The following is a 15,308-nucleotide window of genomic DNA, read 5'->3' as shown; positions in this document are numbered from 1 at the left end:
GCATTTGGATATCGCCGCGGCTGGGGGCCCGCAGACAACGGGGACTGCAGCCATTTACTGAATGGAGCACCATGCGTCGCCGGGCCCTGAGCATAACCTCCCTGATCGCTGCCGCAGCCTTGGCGCTGTGTGCCTGTTCCCCGGCGGCCCCCGCTGACCAGGCCAAGACCCTGAAGGTGGTCTACCAGAAGACGGATTCCTTCGTCGCACTGGACGACCTCTTCCAGTCAGCCAAGGCTGAGTTCGAAGCCGCCAACGACGGCGTCACAGTGGAACTGCAGCCCATCCAGGCCAACGATGACGACTACGGCACGAAGCTGGCCCTTGCCCTCCGGTCGCCGTCCACCGCTCCGGATGTCTTCTACGAGGACACCTTCAAAGTCCGCTCCGACGTGGATGCAGGCTTCCTGCTGAAGCTTGACGACCACCTGGCGCATTGGAAGGACTGGGACACCTTTGACGACGCCGCGAAGGCTGCGGGACTGGGTGACGACGGCGGCACGTACGCGGTGCCGCTCGGCACCGATACGCGTGCCATCTGGTACAACAAGAAAGTCCTCGCCGCTGCCGGCGTCAGCCTCCCGTGGGAGCCTCGGACCTGGCAGGACATCCTTGAGACCGCGCGGAAAATCAAAGCCAGCGACCCCACGGTAGTGCCCTTCAACATGTATGCGGGCAAGGGCACCGCGGAAGGTACCGTGATGCAGAGCTTCTATGAGTTGCTGTACGGCACCGGCGACGAACTGTATGACGCAGACGCCAAAAAATGGGTAGTGGGCTCGGACGGCTTTACGGATTCTCTGGCGTTCCTCAAGACCCTCTACGACGAACAACTGGCCGTTTCCCCGGCCGAAGCACTCGACGCGAATGTGTGGAAGAAGGTGTTCGGGGAATGGCTCCCGCAAGGGAAGATGGGGGCCACCGTGGAAGGGTCCTACGCTCCGTCGTTCTGGCAGGAAGGCGGCAGCTACGAATGGCCGGAGTACGGCACGGACATGGGCGTAGCGGCGTTCCCCACCAAGGATGGACAGGCACCCGGCGGAGTCAGCATGTCCGGGGGCTGGACGCTGGCCGTCGGAGCAGGCACCAAGGACCCGGACCTTGCCTTTGACTTCCTGGCCACCGCGCTGAACCAGAAGAACTCGCTGGCATTCAACGTCGCCAGCTCCCAGATCGCGGTCCGCGAGGACGTCGCGTCCGACGCCGGCTACCAGTCGGCAAATCCGTTCGTGAAAGACGTCTCCGAGCTTGTGTCCGTCACGCATTACCGTCCGGCAACGGCCGACTACCCGCGGATCTCCGCCGCTGTGCAGGAAGCCACCGAAGCGGTGATCACCGGCTCGAAGACCCCGGAACAGGCCTCTGCGGACTATGACGCCGCAGTGGAAGGCATCGTGGGCGGCGACAAGACCGTCCGGAAGTAGCCTGTGCCGGTTCTTCCCCTCCAGCGTCCGCGGTCCACACCGCGGATGCCCGCCCGGCTGCGGCGCAAGGCACGCCTGCTGCCGGTGCTTCCTGCCATCCTGCTCCTGCTGGTATTCCTGGCCGGTCCTGTGCTGTGGGCGTTCCACGCATCCTTCACCAACGCCGCACTGACCGGACGCAACGCGCGCAGTCCCGGCTGGGTGGGCCTGGATAACTACCAGCGGCTGGTGACGGACCCGGTCCTGCCGCTCTCGCTTGTCCTGACGGTTCTCTTCGTCGGGGGGTCGGCCATCCTGGGGCAGAACCTGCTCGGACTCACTATTGCGGTGCTGATGAAGCAGGCGCGGAAGCCCGTTGCCGCCGTCGTCGGAACTGCGGTGGTGGCCGCCTGGGTGCTTCCGGAGATTGTGGCAGCGTTTGCCGCGTACGCGTATTTCAGCCGCGACGGGACGCTGAACCAGCTGCTGGGATGGCTGGGCCTTGGCCAGCCGGATTGGCTCTACTCGTTCCCGATGGTGGCGATCATGCTGGCCAACGTCTGGCGGGGGACCGCTTTTTCCATGCTGGTGTACCGCGCCGCGCTCGACGACATCCCTGCGGACGTGACAGAGGCGGCGCTGATGGACGGTGCCGGCGGCTGGCAGCGCCTGGCCTTCATCACACTCCCCATGATCCGGAGCAGTATAGCTACCAACCTGATGCTCATCACGCTGCAGACACTGGCCGTCTTCACGCTCGTCTGGGTCATGACAGCCGGCGGGCCCTCGAATTCCAGCACAACGCTGCCCGTGCTGGCGTACGTTGAGGCATTCAAATTCGGGGACATCGGTTATGGCACGGCGGTGGCGTCCGTGCTGATCCTGATCGGGGCCATCTTCGGCGCGGCCTACGTCCGCCTCCTCCGTCAGGGCAAGCCATGACGACGGCGGCACAGGCCTCCCGGCGCGCACGGCAGGCCAGGCCCTCCCGCAGCCGCCGGCGTGCCGGGCTTCCGGCGGACGCAGCCCTGCTGCTGATCGGGGCATGTTTTGTGCTGCCGCTGCTGTGGCTGGTGTTAGCGTCCCTGGACGCGGGTGCCGGCCACCAGACGCGGGTTCCGGGCGAAGTGTCGCTGGAGAACTTTGTCGCGGTCATGACGCCGGGCCTGCTGTTCCAGCCCCTGTGGAACAGCATGGTGCTCTCCGCCGGCACGGCGGCTGTCAACCTCGCCGCCGCAGTGCTGGCGGCCTACCCGCTCTCCCGCTACCAGTCCAGGTTCAACAGGCCGTTCCTGTACGCCGTCCTGTTTGGCACGTGCCTCCCCGTCACCGCCATCATGGTGCCGGTCTACGGGCTGTTCGTCCAGCTCGAACTGTTGGACTCCATGCCAGCCACAATTTTCTTCATGGCCACCACCACGCTCCCGATGGCCATTTGGATGACCAAGAATTTTATGGACGCAGTGCCTGTTTCACTCGAGGAGGCCGCGTGGGTCGACGGCGCCTCCGGGCTGACCGCCCTGCGCACTATCGTCCTTCCGCTCATGCGCCAAGGCCTGGGCGTGGTGTTCATCTTTGTCTTCATCCAGGCGTGGGGGAACTTCTTCGTCCCGTTCGTGCTGCTGCTGTCCGAGGCTCGGCAGCCCGCCGCAGTTTCCATCTTCAGCTTCTTCGGACAGCACGGCGCAGTGGCCTACGGCCAGCTGGCAGCGTTCTCCATCCTCTATTCAGTTCCGGTCCTCGCCCTGTATGTCATCGTGGCGCGCGGCGCCGGCAGTTCCTTCGCACTGACTGGGGCCATGAAGGGGTGAACCAGCAAGGCCGTCAGCACAAGGGCCATCGATGCCAACCGGGGCTAGGGCGCGGCTGCCCGGACGTCGTCCAGCAGCACCGTTACCGGTGCGTTCGTCGCTGAGCCGGAGAGGTACGTCATGATCCCGAGGCTGCCCGATACCTGCAGAGCTGCCGTCGAGTCAGTAACACTGCGCTGCCACGTGGTCGGCTCTGCTGTGCCGAGCTCCCAGACGCGTGCACGGACAGTGGTGGGGTTTGTGCCGCTGACCTGCAGCCGGATTCCCAGCCGATCGCCAACAGCGTAGTTCAGTCCTGGGATTGCCGCGCCGCTGGCGATGGTTGTTTCGGCCCCGTTGGCCGCAGTACGCACTAGCGTGAGGTTGACGCTGCCCGTTGACGTAAGGCTCACTTTCGCCCGATATTCGCCGCTGCCGGAAACCCGCCGCCCAATAACAGAGACATAGAGTCCGTTGCCTGTCGCGGGCTTGTCCGTTGCGAAGGACAGGGACAGGTCCGTGGCAGCTGACGAGACCGAGCCAAGGTACGCGTTGTTCCCCACGGCGGGCGCAGAGATGCGAATCCTGCCCGTTCCGCCGGACACGGAGTACGCAGAGGAACTGCCTGTCGTCGTCCATGGACCGCCGACGTCTGCGGAACCAAGCCCGTTGGTGACTGTCCTGCCGAACGCGTCCGAAGCCAACAGGGGCGTGGCCCCGACGGTCACCTGCGTGGCGGTGGAGGCCGTGGCACCGGCGTTGTCAGTCACGGTGAGCGTGACAGTGTACGTCCCGGCTGCGGCATAGGTCCGTGAAGCCGTGGCAGAGCTGGCGGTGGTTCCATCACCGAGGTCCCACGCATGCGACGTTATGGATCCATCCGGATCCGAGGATGCGGAGCCGTCAAAACTGCACTGCAGCGCCGTGCAGCTGCTGGTGAAGGAAGCTACGGGTGAAGCGTTTCCAGTGCCGGGAACGATGCTGAAATCATCCTGGAAGCTGCCTGCTGTGGCTACAAAACGTCCCGTGAGTGAGGCCTCAGTGAACTGCAGGTCCAGCAACCCGTGGGTTGGGCTGGCGTTGAGCCCCGAATAGGCAGCGAAATAGGGAGCCTCAGGATCCGCGGCGTTGACATCCCTCAACGCCACTCCGCCGGTGCCCACCGTCGTGAAGACGGTTCCTGTGCCTTTGGAAAGTGCGTTGTCGGCGTCCCGCACACAGTCAGCGTCATAGGTACCCGGGACGAGCCCGGTGCAGCCGGTCCCGGTGGCAAGTTGCTTACTGCGCTGATACAGGTGCTCGTGGCCGTTCATCACCAGATCCACCTTTTTAGTCACCATCAGGTTGGTGATGTCGGCCCCGGCTACGCAACTGTATATCCCCACGGACAGGCACGGCGTGTGCATTCCGACAACGACCCAGGGGATGGAGGCGGCCCTGGCGCCATCGATGGCTGCTGACGTCCAGTTGTAGCGTGTGCTGCCGGCCGAGTAGTTCCAGGTTCCATCGGAGAAGGGAATACCCGGGGATATCATGATGAACCTGGCTACGGGGTCCTGCTGAGGGACGTCCACGTAGTACTGGCGGCCGTAGGTGCCGATCACGCCCGGCAATTGATTTGGCAGGCAAGCGGCAAAGTCGTTGATGTTTCCGTTCTGGCCATTGCTTTCGTGGTTTCCTGACACCAGTTCGAACGGAAACCCCGCACCTGCATTCGACGTCACAAGATCGCACCAGGCCTGTTCCGCGCCCGTGGCCCCGTACGACAGGTCACCGAGGGCAAAATGGAGGTCGGGCGCGATGGCACCGATCCTTGCCAGGACACCCGAAGCGGCCGCACTCGAGGAATAGTCACCCGCCGTGGTCACGTGCAGCTGTCCGGGAACTGCCGGGATCACTGCCGCCAGCGCCGAAGGTTCTCCGTCGACGACGACGGGCGCCGCCTGCAGCTCAGGCGATGCTGTCTGCCACACGCTCAGCCCCGGAAGCGATCCCAGGATCAAAGCGGCGCTGGCCACTGCGACGGCTGCAAATCTGCCATTGCCCATAGCGGACTCCTACTACTCGGAGTTCCGGCGCAAGTCCGGTGCCAAGGCCCGAGCTGGGCTGAGACGCCCGTTTCAGTCCGCGGGTACCGGACAACGGGCGTGAGACCACACGTGGCGTATATGCCAAATAGTAGTGCCGGGCAGGAACGCTGCATAGGCTCCGGAAGCCGCTGGCTTCCGGTGCATGGCACTCAGTCGATATCCTCGACCACCACTCCAAAAGGAATGCTGTCGTCGAGGTGGGCCTGATGGCCGGTGGGACCCACGTTGTAGGTGACCCGGACCCCGTGCAGTTGGTCGGCAGCGGACTGCTGCAGGACAGGCTTGACGGCAAGGATGAAGCTCTCGCTCTTGTCGGCGAGGAACTGCTTGTAACTGGCTGGAAGCTCGCTCATTGCAACAGAATAGACCTGAGGGCCACGGATGGGGAGGGGTCCCCATTGCACGGGTTGCCACTGGTGGCTTGGATAGTATGGCGGGCGGGGTGCAGTCGGCAGGCAACGGCCTGCCGCCCCGGCCAACCAGGGGGAATCCAGTGCTTCAGACCAGTACATCCGCGAGAATAGAACCGGCGGAACTGGCCCGCGCGCAGCAAGTCGTGGCGAACATCTCCCGAAGCTTCGACGCGAAGGTCGTAGGGCAGTCCCGGCTGCGTGAATCGCTCCTGATAGGCCTGATGACCGGCGGGCACATCCTGCTGGAGAGCGTGCCGGGCCTGGCCAAGACCACGGCGGCGCAGACGGTAGCGGAGTCCGTGAGCGCCGAGTTCCGCCGGATCCAATGCACCCCGGACCTGTTGCCCAGTGACATCGTCGGCACTCAGATCTACGACGCCGCCAAGGGAACCTTCATTACCCAGTTGGGGCCCGTCCACGCCAACATCGTCCTCCTCGATGAGATCAACCGCTCCAGCGCCAAGACACAGAGCGCCATGCTGGAAGCCATGCAGGAGCGGCAGACGTCCATCGGGGGACAGGAGTACAAGCTTCCGTCGCCGTTCCTGGTGCTCGCGACGCAAAATCCGATCGAGCAGGAGGGCACCTATCAGCTGCCCGAAGCCCAGATGGACCGCTTTATGCTCAAGGACGTGCTGGACTACCCCTCACCGGCAGAGGAAGCAGAGATCATCCGGCGCATCGACGCAGGGGTCTACACGCCGGAGCAGATTCCGGCGGCGGCTGCGTCCCTGGCTGCCGTGGTGGGGGTCCAGGAACTGGTGAAGCGCATCTATATTGATCCGGCCATTATTAACTACATCGTGGGCTTGGTGTTCGTGACGCGTAATGCCGGGCAGTACATCGACCGGCGGCTGGCAGGCTTCATCGAATTCGGCGCCAGCCCCCGCGCCAGCATCGCGTTCAGCCAGGCGGCGCGGGCAGTGGCCCTCATCAACGGCCGCGACCACGTCATCCCGGAGGACGTCAAATCCCTCGCGCACCGGGTGCTGCGGCACCGCCTGATTCTGGGCTTCGAAGCAGTGGCGGAGGAAGTACCGGTCGAGACCGTAGTCGATGCCATCGTGGCATCCGTCCAGATACCCTGAGCCCCAGGTGACCAGCCTGCTTACGCGCGTGAAGTCGAAGATGTCCATCTTCGCCCACCGGAAAGCCCGCGGCATCCTTGACGGCGAGTACGGTTCAGTATTCCGGGGCCGCAGCCTGGACTTCGACGACCTCCGGGCGTATGTTCCGGGGGATGAGGTCCGGGACATCGACTGGAAGGCCTCCGCCCGCCACGGCTCCCCGCTGATCAAGCGCTATGTGGCCGTACGGCGTCAGACCCTTATGCTGATTGCCGATACCGGCCGGAACATGGCGGCCGGATCCCGCGACGGCGAACCCAAGAAGGACATCGCCGTGATGGCCCTTGGCGTCATGGCTTACCTGGCACACAGGCACGGCGACGTGGTGGGACTGGTCTGTGGCGATGCCTTTGGTTCCCGCACCATTCCGGCCAAGGCTGGGGAAGCCCACCTGGAACGGCTGCTGCAGGAGGTCCACGCCCGGGTCAGCCTGGACAGCGGACCCAGCCGGCTCGAAGAGCAACTGCGCCATGTGGCGCGCACCGTCAAGGGACGGAACCTGCTGTTCGTCGTCGCAGACGAGCTGGCCGCAGACCCCGGCCTGGAGCAGGTGCTCCGCCGGCTGCGGGCGCAGCACGAGATCCTGTGGCTCACCATCCGCGACGCCGACCTTGCCGGCGCCGGGCCGGCGGAAGGTGCGTTCAGTGTCGCGGACGCTTCGCCGCTGCCCAGCCGGATCGCCGAGTCATCCGGCGTAGCTGCCGCATACGCAACGGCCACAGCGGGACGGGACGCCGGCCGGCATGCCATGCTGCGCAGCGTCGGGATTTCTGAGGGCCACGTGGCCAACAGCCAGGAAGTCATGACTGAACTGTTTGCCTTGCTGGAACGGCACCGGCGTGCGGGATAACGGCGGGTTCTACGCACCGCTCCAGTACAGCCCGCTCTGGCTGTGGGCGGGCATCGGGTTGCTGGTCCTCGTCGTGGGCTGGTACTTCTTTGTCTACCTGAGCACCCGTGAACGCCCGGTGCCGGCGGCAGCGCCGCGGTTCACGCCGCCGTCGGACATCCACAGCCTCAAGGAAGCGTACCTGCAGAGGATCGATGCCGTGGAAGCCGAGGCAGCAGCCGGACGGCTGACGTCCCGGGCGTCCCATCAGGAACTCAGCCTCCTGGTCCGGAAGTTTACCCGCGACGTCACGGGCGTTGATGCCCCCAGGATGACCCTGGCGGAGCTGGACAGCCATCCCCTGCCCGCAGCGGCCACAGCCGTTGGCCGGCTCTACCCCGGCGAGTTCGGCGCGGAACCGCTGCCGCCGCTGGCCCGGTCAGCCGAGACGGCCCGCCAGGCGGTGCGCTCATGGAACTGATGTTCTGGTGGCTCCTTCCCATAGCAGTGGCCGCGTCAGCCGGTGCCGCCTGGCTGGTGTTCCGCAAGGACTCCCGGGACAACGCCCGACGGCGGCCCGTTGCCCACGCGGACCGCCTCACCGCGCTGCCCGAGTACCAGCGCGCCCTCCGGCTGTACCGGCGCTGGCTTGCGGTCGCGGCGCTCGCCGCCCTGACCCTGGTGGTATCGGCTGCCATCGCCACGGCCCGGCCCGTAAACTTGACCACCATCCGGCCCGAGCAACACAACCGGGACATCATCCTGTGCCTGGACGCGTCCGGATCCATGAGCAGCGCCGACGCCGAAGTGGTGGAGGTCTTCACCGAACTCGCCGCCGACTTCGACGGTGAACGGATTGGGCTCACGATCTTCGACAGCAGCGCGGTCCAGGTCTTTCCCCTGACCGATGACTACAGCTATGTGCAGGAGCAACTGACAATGGCGAAGGACGCCTTCAACGGTGAAGCCGGGAGCTCAGGCTTCCTGGACGGCACCTGGAATGGGCGCGGCTCGTCCCTGATCGGCGACGGACTGGCCAGCTGTGTGGAGAGCTTCCCGGCTACCGACGCCACGCCCCAGGGCAATACGCCTGGAGCCAAGACGCCTCCGCGCTCGCGGTCAGTGGTGCTGGCGACCGACAACTTTCTTTCCGGCGATCCGATCTTCACGCTGGAACAGGCGGGTGCGCTCGCCAAGGAACGGGACATCCGCGTCTACGCCCTGAACCCCGGCGACTTCGACTACGGTACTGACTCCAAACAGCCGGGTGCCTTGCTCAGGGCCACGGCCGAAACCACCGGCGGAGCCTATTACGCGCTGGAAAGCCCGGAGGCCGTGGCAGGCATCGTCCGGGACGTCCAGGCAACAGAAGCAGCCGCCATCCAGGGTGCGCCCCGTGCCGTGGTCTCGGACCGTCCGGACCTGCCCCTGGCGCTCGCACTCCTCTCCGGCCTGGTCCTGGCCGGCGCGTCCTGGCGGCTCAGGCCATGACGCTGCTTCCGGTTCTGCCAGCATGGGTGATGCTGCCACTGACCGCCGCCGTCGTGCTGTTCCTGGGTTGGCAGGTCATCAGTGTCCGACGGCGGAACCCCCGCCGGGGGCCGGGCTCAGGCCGCGACGGGGTGCTCCGCGGGATACTCGTGCTGCTCGTTGTGGGGGCGGCGCTTCGGCCGGGCATCCCGGGCGGAAGCGCGGAGGCGGCGACGGCGGACATCAACGTCTTCTTTGTTGTCGACACCACCAGCAGCATCGCCGCCGAGGACTACGGAGATTCCCTGCCACGGCTGGAGGGAGTCCGTGCGGACATCAGAGCCATTGCCGAACGCCTGGCCGGTGCGCGCTTTTCGCTGATCACCTTTGACACCAACGCTGCCGTCCGGATGCCGCTGACCACTGACACGTCCGCACTGGACACCCTCGTCACCGTGCTGGAACCGCAGGTCGCGGCCTATTCCAAAGGAAGCAGCGTCACCGTGGCGGCGAAACTGCTGGACGAGCGGCTCCGGGCTGCCCGCGACAGCCATCCCGAACGGCCGCGAATTGTTTTCTATCTCGGTGACGGGGAACAGACCAGCGGAAAACCCCCAGCACCGATGAGCGTGGACACGGGGCTGGTCAGCGGGGGAGCCGTGCTGGGCTACGGGACAGCCGAGGGCGGACGGATGAAGGAAAACACCGGGCCAGGCCCCGACGACGCGGGCTACATCCGCGACCGAAGCGGCAGGACCGGCCGGGACGCCCTCTCCATGCTGGACGAGGGCCAGCTCCGGAAGATCGCAGCCGACCTCGGGGTTCCCTATGTGCACCGTTCGGCAGGTGACGCTGCCGCGCCCATGCTGCAGGACGCCAATCCCGGCGCCCTGCAACGCGGGGAAGGGGACAACAGCCTTGAAGGGCGGATGGAACTGTATTGGATCCTGGCGGCCGGGGCGTTCCTGCTGGCCCTCCGGGAAACGGTCCTGGTGCTGCGGCAGTTGCGTGAACTCCGGCCGTTGAGTCAGCACAGGAAGTTGGGTCACACAGGGCCGCCAAGCCAGCCCGGGCCGTCACAAACTTCGCCGTCCAGCCGTGACCGCCAACCTGTGCAGGGGGCATCTAAGTGAACCCGGATCATTCTTCGACGGCGGCCACCTTGCTCAGGCGCCGGAGGCTCCTTCTTCTCTGGTCCGGTTTGCCCGTGCTCCTGGTCCTTTGCCTGTCAGTTAAGCTGCTTAGCCTCGGCGTTCTCGCGGGCCAGGCGGCCACGGGATTTGAACACCGTGATGCCGACGCGGTGGGCTCCGCGGCGGCGGGGTTGGGCACCGTCAATGTCATCGAACCGCACAAGGCACCTTTCGCCGAGGGGGACGCCCGGGCCCTGGCCGGGGACTTCGAGGCAGCACGGAAGCGTTTTGAGGAGGCCCTGGCGCTCACCGGGCCAAATGATGACTGCGTCATCCGCGTCAACCTGGTACTCAGCATCGAACAGCTTGGTGATGCCCGGCTGGCTGCCAAGGACCCGACGGCGGCAGGGCAGCTTTTCGCCGAAGCGCTGGCCGTCGTGGACGCCGCACCTGACGGCTGCCTGGCGGCCTCCGACCAGTCGGCCGCCCCGGCCGCGGGGGAGAAGCTGGACCAGGCAGAAGCCCGGCTCCGGCAAAAATCCGAGGACGCCAAGGCCGGGGAGGGTGCGGGGGAGCAGTCCGAAGGCGAAAAACCGCAGGCTCCGGCAGAGCCCGATCCTGGGCAGCAAACCCAGCTCGAGGAGCTTAAAGACAGCGCCCGGAACTCCCAGCTGGAACGCAACAACGGCCAGGAGCGCGACGAGTACCTCAGGGACGGCGATTACGGCGCAGGACCGGACAAGCCCTGGTAGCCGCCACAGTGGCGAACAAAATTCTGTGGCACCGTGAAATACGGCGTAAAGCTGCGTCTTAATTCGGCGGCCAACTTGAACGCTTCCGGAAGGACTCCTAGAGTTCTATACAAGTTACCGAGGTAACGTGTCAGCGATCCTCCGTTACGGAGGGTGTGGGTGCCCCCATGTGGGCCTGACATTTGCTCACGGACAACTTCATTCCAGGCGTAACAGTCGCGGCTGCGTCCTAGTGGAGTTCCTTCCGTGTTCCCCAAACTCAATTCATTGACGGCAATACAGTCGCAACGTCGACGTATATTGCCGCCAATGGCCCAAAGCCAAGGACGCAAATGTCACCACCAAGCCTTATCGACACCCATCCCAAACTCTCAGATACCGCCCCGGTGGCGCTTTCCTATGAGCTCTTCCCGCCCCGGTCCCCGGCTGCCGCCGAATCGCTGTGGAACACCATCCGTGAGCTTGAGACCACCGACCCGGACTACGTCGCCGTCACCTACGGTGCCAGCGGCTCCAACCGGGACACCGCCCTCGAACTCATCCACCGGCTGGTCCAGGAAACCACGCTGCGGCCCCTGGCCCACCTGACCTGCGTCGGCAACACGCCGCTGGAACTGGCTGAGATCATCGGCGAACTGCTGGACACCGGCGTGCGCGGCATCCTCGCCCTCCGCGGCGACATGCCCAAGGACGGCGGGAAGCCCGCCGAGGGATCGTTGACCTACGCGCAGGATCTGATTGAACTGATCAGGCGTGTGGAGCAGCGGCGTTCGGCCTTGCTGTGCGCGGGCAAGATCGCTGTCGGCGTCGCCGCTTATCCCACGCGGCATCCAGAGTCGCCCAGCGAGGAACACGACGTTGAGGTGCTGCTCGCCAAGCAGCGGTCCGGGGCAGACTTTGCCATCACCCAGGTCTTCTTCCACGCGGGGCAGTACGCGGAACTTGTCACCCGGGCCCGGCGGGCCGGCGTCACCATCCCGATCATTCCGGGCGTTATGCCCCTCACCAGCCTCCGCCGCGTCACACGGCTTGGTGAACTGACCGGCGTTGAGCCGTCCCCCGAGCTCATGGAACGCCTCGCCGCAGCCGACACCGACGCCGAACGGCTCCGGATCGGCGTCCGGGCGACGGTGGACCTGGCCAATGCGGCCCTCCAGGCCGGTGCACCGGGCATCCACCTCTACACCTTCAACGAACACCAGAGCGCGCTTGAGGTGCTGGACAAACTGGCTCTTCCGCGCCACTCACGCTCAGCCAGCCGCCGCAGCGCCGTTGCCCGGCGCCAGCTGGCCAGCTGATCCCCAGATATCTGCCAAGACCTTCCGAACCGTCTCACCACTCCAAGGAGTCTTCCATGACTGAAATTAACACTCCGTTTCCCGCTGCCTCGCTCCTCGGCTACCCGCGCATCGGCCGCCGCCGCGAACTGAAGAAGGCTGTCGAAGCGTACTGGGCCGGCAAAATCGACGCCGCTGCCCTCGACGCCGCCGCCAAGGACATCCAGCTCACCATCGCCAAGCGCCTGCAGGAACTCGGCCTGACCGAGGCTGCCGCCGTGCCCGGCACGTTCTCCTTCTACGACCAGGTCCTGGACACCACGGCACACCTCGGTGCGGTCCCGGCCCGCTTCGGCAAGCTCCTCAACGCTGAGGGACAGCTGGACATCGACGGCTACTTCACCCTGGCCCGCGGCAACAAGGAACAGCAGCCGCTGGAAATGACCAAGTGGTTCGACACCAACTACCACTACCTGGTTCCGGAGATCGGCCCGGAGACCGAGTTCACCCTCGCGTCCACCGCCAAGGTTGAAGAGTTCGCTTTCGCCCTTGCCAACGGCATCGAGACCCGCCCGTACATCGTTGGCCCGGTCACGTACCTCCTGCTGTCCAAGGCATCAGACGACGCACCGGCCGGTTTCGCGCCGCTGTCCCGCCTCGAGGACATCCTGCCCGTCTACGTCCAGCTGCTCGAAAAGCTCGCCGAAGCGGGCGCCAGCTGGATCCAGCTCGACGAGCCTGCACTGGTGGTCGACCAGGACACCTCTGCCGAGGAGATCCAGGCCGCCGTCGCCCGGGCTTACGAGGTACTCACCGCGGCTGCCAAGCGTCCGCAGATCCTCGTCTCCACGCCGTACGGCTCGCTTGATGGGCAGCTCGGCACCCTTGCCGCGACCAACATTGATGCTCTGCACATTGACATCTTCAAGGGCGCAGTTCCGTCCGCAGCAGCCCTCGCCGGCCTCGGCGACAAGACCCTGGTTGCCGGTGTGGTTGACGGCCACAACATCTGGCGCAACGACCTCGCCTCGTCCGCTGCCAAGCTGGACGAGCTGAAGGTCGCAGCCGGCAAGCTTGCCGTCAGCACCTCCACGTCCACCCAGCACGTCCCGCACGACGTCGCTGAGGAAACCCAGCTGTCCGAGCAGCTGCGCAGCTGGCTTGCGTTCTCCGACCAGAAGGCCGTGGAAGTCAAGACTCTCGCCGCCTACCTCGCCGAGCCCGCTTCGGCCAAGGCCGCCATCGACGAAGCTTCCGCCGTGATCGCTTCCCGTGCAACCGCTGAAGGAGTCCGTCGCGACGACGTCCGCGCCCGCACCGAAGCGCTGACTGCCGCAGACTTCAACCGCTCCGAGTACTCGGTCCGCGAAGCCGCCCAGGAAGAGGCCCTGCACCTTCCGCCGCTGCCCACCACCACCATCGGCTCGTTCCCGCAGACCTCCGAAATCCGCTCGGCCCGCGCCCGCAACAACAAGGGTGACCTCACCAACGAGCAGTACGAGCAGCTCATGAAGGACGAGATCAAGCGCGTTGTGGAGCTGCAGGAAGAGCTCGGCTACGACGTCCTGGTACACGGCGAGCCCGAGCGCAACGACATGGTCCAGTACTTCGCCGAGAACCTCGAAGGATTTGACGTCACGGTCCACGGCTGGGTCCAGTCCTATGGCTCCCGCTGCACCCGTCCGTCCATCCTCTGGGGCGACGTCACCCGCAGCGCCCCCATCACGGTTGCCTGGGCCGAGTACGCACAGTCCCTGACCAGCAAGCCGATGAAGGGCATGCTCACCGGTCCGGTCACCATCCTGGCCTGGTCCTTCGTTCGCGACGACCAGCCGCTCGGCGAGACGGCCAACCAGGTTGGCCTGGCGCTTCGCGACGAGATCGCTGACCTTGAAGCGGCCGGCATCAAGGTCATCCAGGTGGACGAGCCGGCCCTCCGCGAACTCCTCCCGCTGCGCAAGGCAGACCACGCAGCATACCTTGACTGGTCCGTGAACTCGTTCCGCCTGTCCACCGCCGGTGCTGCTGACGCCACCCAGATCCACACCCACCTGTGCTACTCCGAATTCGGCGCCATCATCGACGCCATCGACGGACTGGACGCTGATGTGACCTCCATCGAGGCCGCCCGTTCACGCATGGAGGTTGTCCACGACCTCGAGTCCCACGGCTTCGGCCGCGGCGTGGGCCCGGGCGTCTACGACATCCACTCGCCGCGCGTTCCCGGCGAGGAGGAAGTCACCGAACTGCTCAGCACCGCCGTCAAGCACGTCCCGTCCCGCCAGCTCTGGGTCAACCCGGACTGCGGCCTGAAGACCCGCGGCTACGCCGAGACCGAAGAGTCCCTGCGCAACCTGGTCAAGGCCACCAAGACGGTCCGCGCCGAACTGCTGCAGGCAGCACAGCAGTAGCAGCCAAGTAACTAAAGCACCCATATAAAAGCGGCGGCCGGTCACCTAAGTGACCGGCCGCCGTCGGGCTTTATGCAGTGGTTTTGTTCAGGATTCCCAGAGGATTTCGTCGTCAACCACGCCGTCCTCGTCGGCTGACACCACCAGGACCTCGTCGGTGAAGTGCGAGCCGAGCGTGAAATCGAGGACGAAATAGCGCTCCGGCTGCCCCGGATAGATGCCGACATGGCCGAGCTTCAGGGCCTTGAGGAACACAGCGTTGGTGAGCTGGCTGCGGTCTTCGACGCCGAAGACTTTCTTCAGGTGCTCGTCCTTAAGGGCGTTGCAGTGGAAGCGCAGGTACTCCTGGGGGCTGGTGCCCTCCTGCTCCAGCTCTTCGGCGATCATGTCGCGGACCTCGTCAACGAGCTCGGGAAGGTAGCGGAGCCGATAGTCCACCTTGTGCATGGCTGCTTCGTCAAAGTGGTCGTGCGCGTTGATGTTCAGGTCGAGTTCCAGTGTGGTTCCGCCGAGCTCATGTTTAGCGGCAATGTTGTGATCCTCGCCGTGGTTGAGCTCGATTTCTCCAAAGTGCTGGCTCGCTACCCTGTTCATATCTTCAACATAGACCCGA

At 65.3% G+C, this 15,308-nt stretch carries 14 protein-coding genes; 11 read left to right on the top strand and 3 right to left on the bottom strand.

From position 1 onward, the window contains the following. Nucleotides 1-71: 71 nt before the first annotated feature. The 3 genes from V9L18_RS16185 to V9L18_RS16175 are packed head-to-tail and all read left to right on the top strand — an operon-like array spanning nucleotide 72 to nucleotide 3,214. Nucleotides 72-1,424 carry an extracellular solute-binding protein gene (locus tag V9L18_RS16185; RefSeq protein WP_337348187.1) on the top strand — a complete coding sequence of 451 codons (1,353 nt, stop codon included), beginning with the start codon at nucleotides 72-74 and terminating at the stop codon, nucleotides 1,422-1,424. A 45-nt stretch (nucleotides 1,425-1,469) separates the two neighbouring features. Then, nucleotides 1,470-2,345: a carbohydrate ABC transporter permease gene (locus V9L18_RS16180; RefSeq protein ID WP_337348226.1), complete on the top strand. Its 876-nt coding sequence runs from the start codon at nucleotides 1,470-1,472 to the stop codon at nucleotides 2,343-2,345. Next, entirely contained in the window at nucleotides 2,342-3,214 is an 873-nt protein-coding gene (locus tag V9L18_RS16175; RefSeq protein ID WP_337348186.1) for a carbohydrate ABC transporter permease, read from the top strand. Before V9L18_RS16180 ends, V9L18_RS16175 begins: the two co-directional genes overlap by 4 nt. A 44-nt stretch (nucleotides 3,215-3,258) precedes the next feature. On the opposite strand, the gene V9L18_RS16170 is transcribed toward V9L18_RS16175, so the two are convergent. Next, nucleotides 3,259-5,241 carry a PKD domain-containing protein gene (locus V9L18_RS16170; RefSeq protein ID WP_337348185.1) on the bottom strand — a complete coding sequence of 661 codons (1,983 nt, stop codon included), beginning with the start codon at nucleotides 5,239-5,241 and terminating at the stop codon, nucleotides 3,259-3,261. A gap of 191 nt (nucleotides 5,242-5,432) precedes the next feature. Beyond that, nucleotides 5,433-5,636, bottom strand: coding sequence for a hypothetical protein (locus tag V9L18_RS16165; RefSeq protein WP_066294296.1), 204 nt, complete (start codon nucleotides 5,634-5,636; stop codon nucleotides 5,433-5,435). A 140-nt stretch (nucleotides 5,637-5,776) separates the two neighbouring features. Here V9L18_RS16165 and V9L18_RS16160 point away from each other — a divergent pair, with 140 nt between their 5' ends. The 8 genes from V9L18_RS16160 to metE all read left to right on the top strand — a co-directional run bounded on the left by V9L18_RS16160 (nucleotide 5,777) and on the right by metE (nucleotide 14,695). After that, nucleotides 5,777-6,784: an AAA family ATPase gene (locus tag V9L18_RS16160; RefSeq protein WP_337348184.1), complete on the top strand. Its 1,008-nt coding sequence runs from the start codon at nucleotides 5,777-5,779 to the stop codon at nucleotides 6,782-6,784. Between the two features lie 7 nt (nucleotides 6,785-6,791). After that, entirely contained in the window at nucleotides 6,792-7,673 is an 882-nt protein-coding gene (locus V9L18_RS16155) for a DUF58 domain-containing protein (RefSeq protein WP_337348183.1), read from the top strand. Beyond that, entirely contained in the window at nucleotides 7,663-8,133 is a 471-nt protein-coding gene (locus V9L18_RS16150) for a hypothetical protein (protein ID WP_337348182.1), read from the top strand. Before V9L18_RS16155 ends, V9L18_RS16150 begins: the two co-directional genes overlap by 11 nt. Next, nucleotides 8,124-9,143 (top strand): vWA domain-containing protein, encoded by a 1,020-nt coding sequence (locus tag V9L18_RS16145; RefSeq protein ID WP_337348181.1) that lies wholly within the window; start codon nucleotides 8,124-8,126, stop codon nucleotides 9,141-9,143. Before V9L18_RS16150 ends, V9L18_RS16145 begins: the two co-directional genes overlap by 10 nt. Next, complete coding sequence (locus V9L18_RS16140) at nucleotides 9,140-10,255, top strand: VWA domain-containing protein (RefSeq protein WP_337348180.1); 1,116 nt, start codon at nucleotides 9,140-9,142, stop codon at nucleotides 10,253-10,255. The genes V9L18_RS16145 and V9L18_RS16140 overlap by 4 nt, the downstream gene beginning before the upstream one ends. After that, complete coding sequence (locus tag V9L18_RS16135; protein WP_337348179.1) at nucleotides 10,252-11,007, top strand: hypothetical protein; 756 nt, start codon at nucleotides 10,252-10,254, stop codon at nucleotides 11,005-11,007. Before V9L18_RS16140 ends, V9L18_RS16135 begins: the two co-directional genes overlap by 4 nt. Nucleotides 11,008-11,339: 332 nt before the next feature. Beyond that, nucleotides 11,340-12,305: a methylenetetrahydrofolate reductase gene (locus tag V9L18_RS16130; protein WP_337348178.1), complete on the top strand. Its 966-nt coding sequence runs from the start codon at nucleotides 11,340-11,342 to the stop codon at nucleotides 12,303-12,305. Between the two features lie 56 nt (nucleotides 12,306-12,361). Next, a complete protein-coding gene (metE, locus tag V9L18_RS16125; RefSeq protein WP_337348177.1) occupies nucleotides 12,362-14,695 on the top strand; it encodes a 5-methyltetrahydropteroyltriglutamate--homocysteine S-methyltransferase in 2,334 nt (777 codons plus the stop codon). 87 nt (nucleotides 14,696-14,782) lie between these two features. Here the strand turns inward: metE and V9L18_RS16120 are convergent, their stop codons facing one another. Continuing rightward, nucleotides 14,783-15,289 (bottom strand): DUF2004 domain-containing protein, encoded by a 507-nt coding sequence (locus tag V9L18_RS16120; RefSeq protein WP_337348176.1) that lies wholly within the window; start codon nucleotides 15,287-15,289, stop codon nucleotides 14,783-14,785. Nucleotides 15,290-15,308 lie beyond the last annotated feature (19 nt).

The organism is Pseudarthrobacter sp. CCNWLW217 (assembly GCF_037203985.1).
In the GTDB taxonomy this organism is placed as follows: domain Bacteria; phylum Actinomycetota; class Actinomycetes; order Actinomycetales; family Micrococcaceae; genus Arthrobacter.
Note: the sequence above shows the minus strand (reverse complement) of the source record. Positions and strands in the feature narration are given on the sequence as shown.

What these genes read in the sequence shown, in the direction of transcription:
- V9L18_RS16185 (WP_337348187.1), top strand. Translation starts at nt 72, where the DNA reads ATGCGTCGCCGGGCCCTGAGCATAACCTCCCTGATCGCTGCCGCAGCC.
- V9L18_RS16180 (WP_337348226.1), top strand. Translation starts at nt 1,470, where the DNA reads ATGCCCGCCCGGCTGCGGCGCAAGGCACGCCTGCTGCCGGTGCTTCCT.
- V9L18_RS16175 (WP_337348186.1), top strand. Translation starts at nt 2,342, where the DNA reads ATGACGACGGCGGCACAGGCCTCCCGGCGCGCACGGCAGGCCAGGCCC.
- V9L18_RS16170 (WP_337348185.1), bottom strand. Translation starts at nt 5,241, where the DNA reads ATGGGCAATGGCAGATTTGCAGCCGTCGCAGTGGCCAGCGCCGCTTTG.
- V9L18_RS16165 (WP_066294296.1), bottom strand. Translation starts at nt 5,636, where the DNA reads ATGAGCGAGCTTCCAGCCAGTTACAAGCAGTTCCTCGCCGACAAGAGC.
- V9L18_RS16145 (WP_337348181.1), top strand. Translation starts at nt 8,124, where the DNA reads ATGGAACTGATGTTCTGGTGGCTCCTTCCCATAGCAGTGGCCGCGTCA.
- V9L18_RS16140 (WP_337348180.1), top strand. Translation starts at nt 9,140, where the DNA reads ATGACGCTGCTTCCGGTTCTGCCAGCATGGGTGATGCTGCCACTGACC.
- V9L18_RS16130 (WP_337348178.1), top strand. Translation starts at nt 11,340, where the DNA reads ATGTCACCACCAAGCCTTATCGACACCCATCCCAAACTCTCAGATACC.
- metE (WP_337348177.1), top strand. Translation starts at nt 12,362, where the DNA reads ATGACTGAAATTAACACTCCGTTTCCCGCTGCCTCGCTCCTCGGCTAC.
- V9L18_RS16120 (WP_337348176.1), bottom strand. Translation starts at nt 15,289, where the DNA reads ATGAACAGGGTAGCGAGCCAGCACTTTGGAGAAATCGAGCTCAACCAC.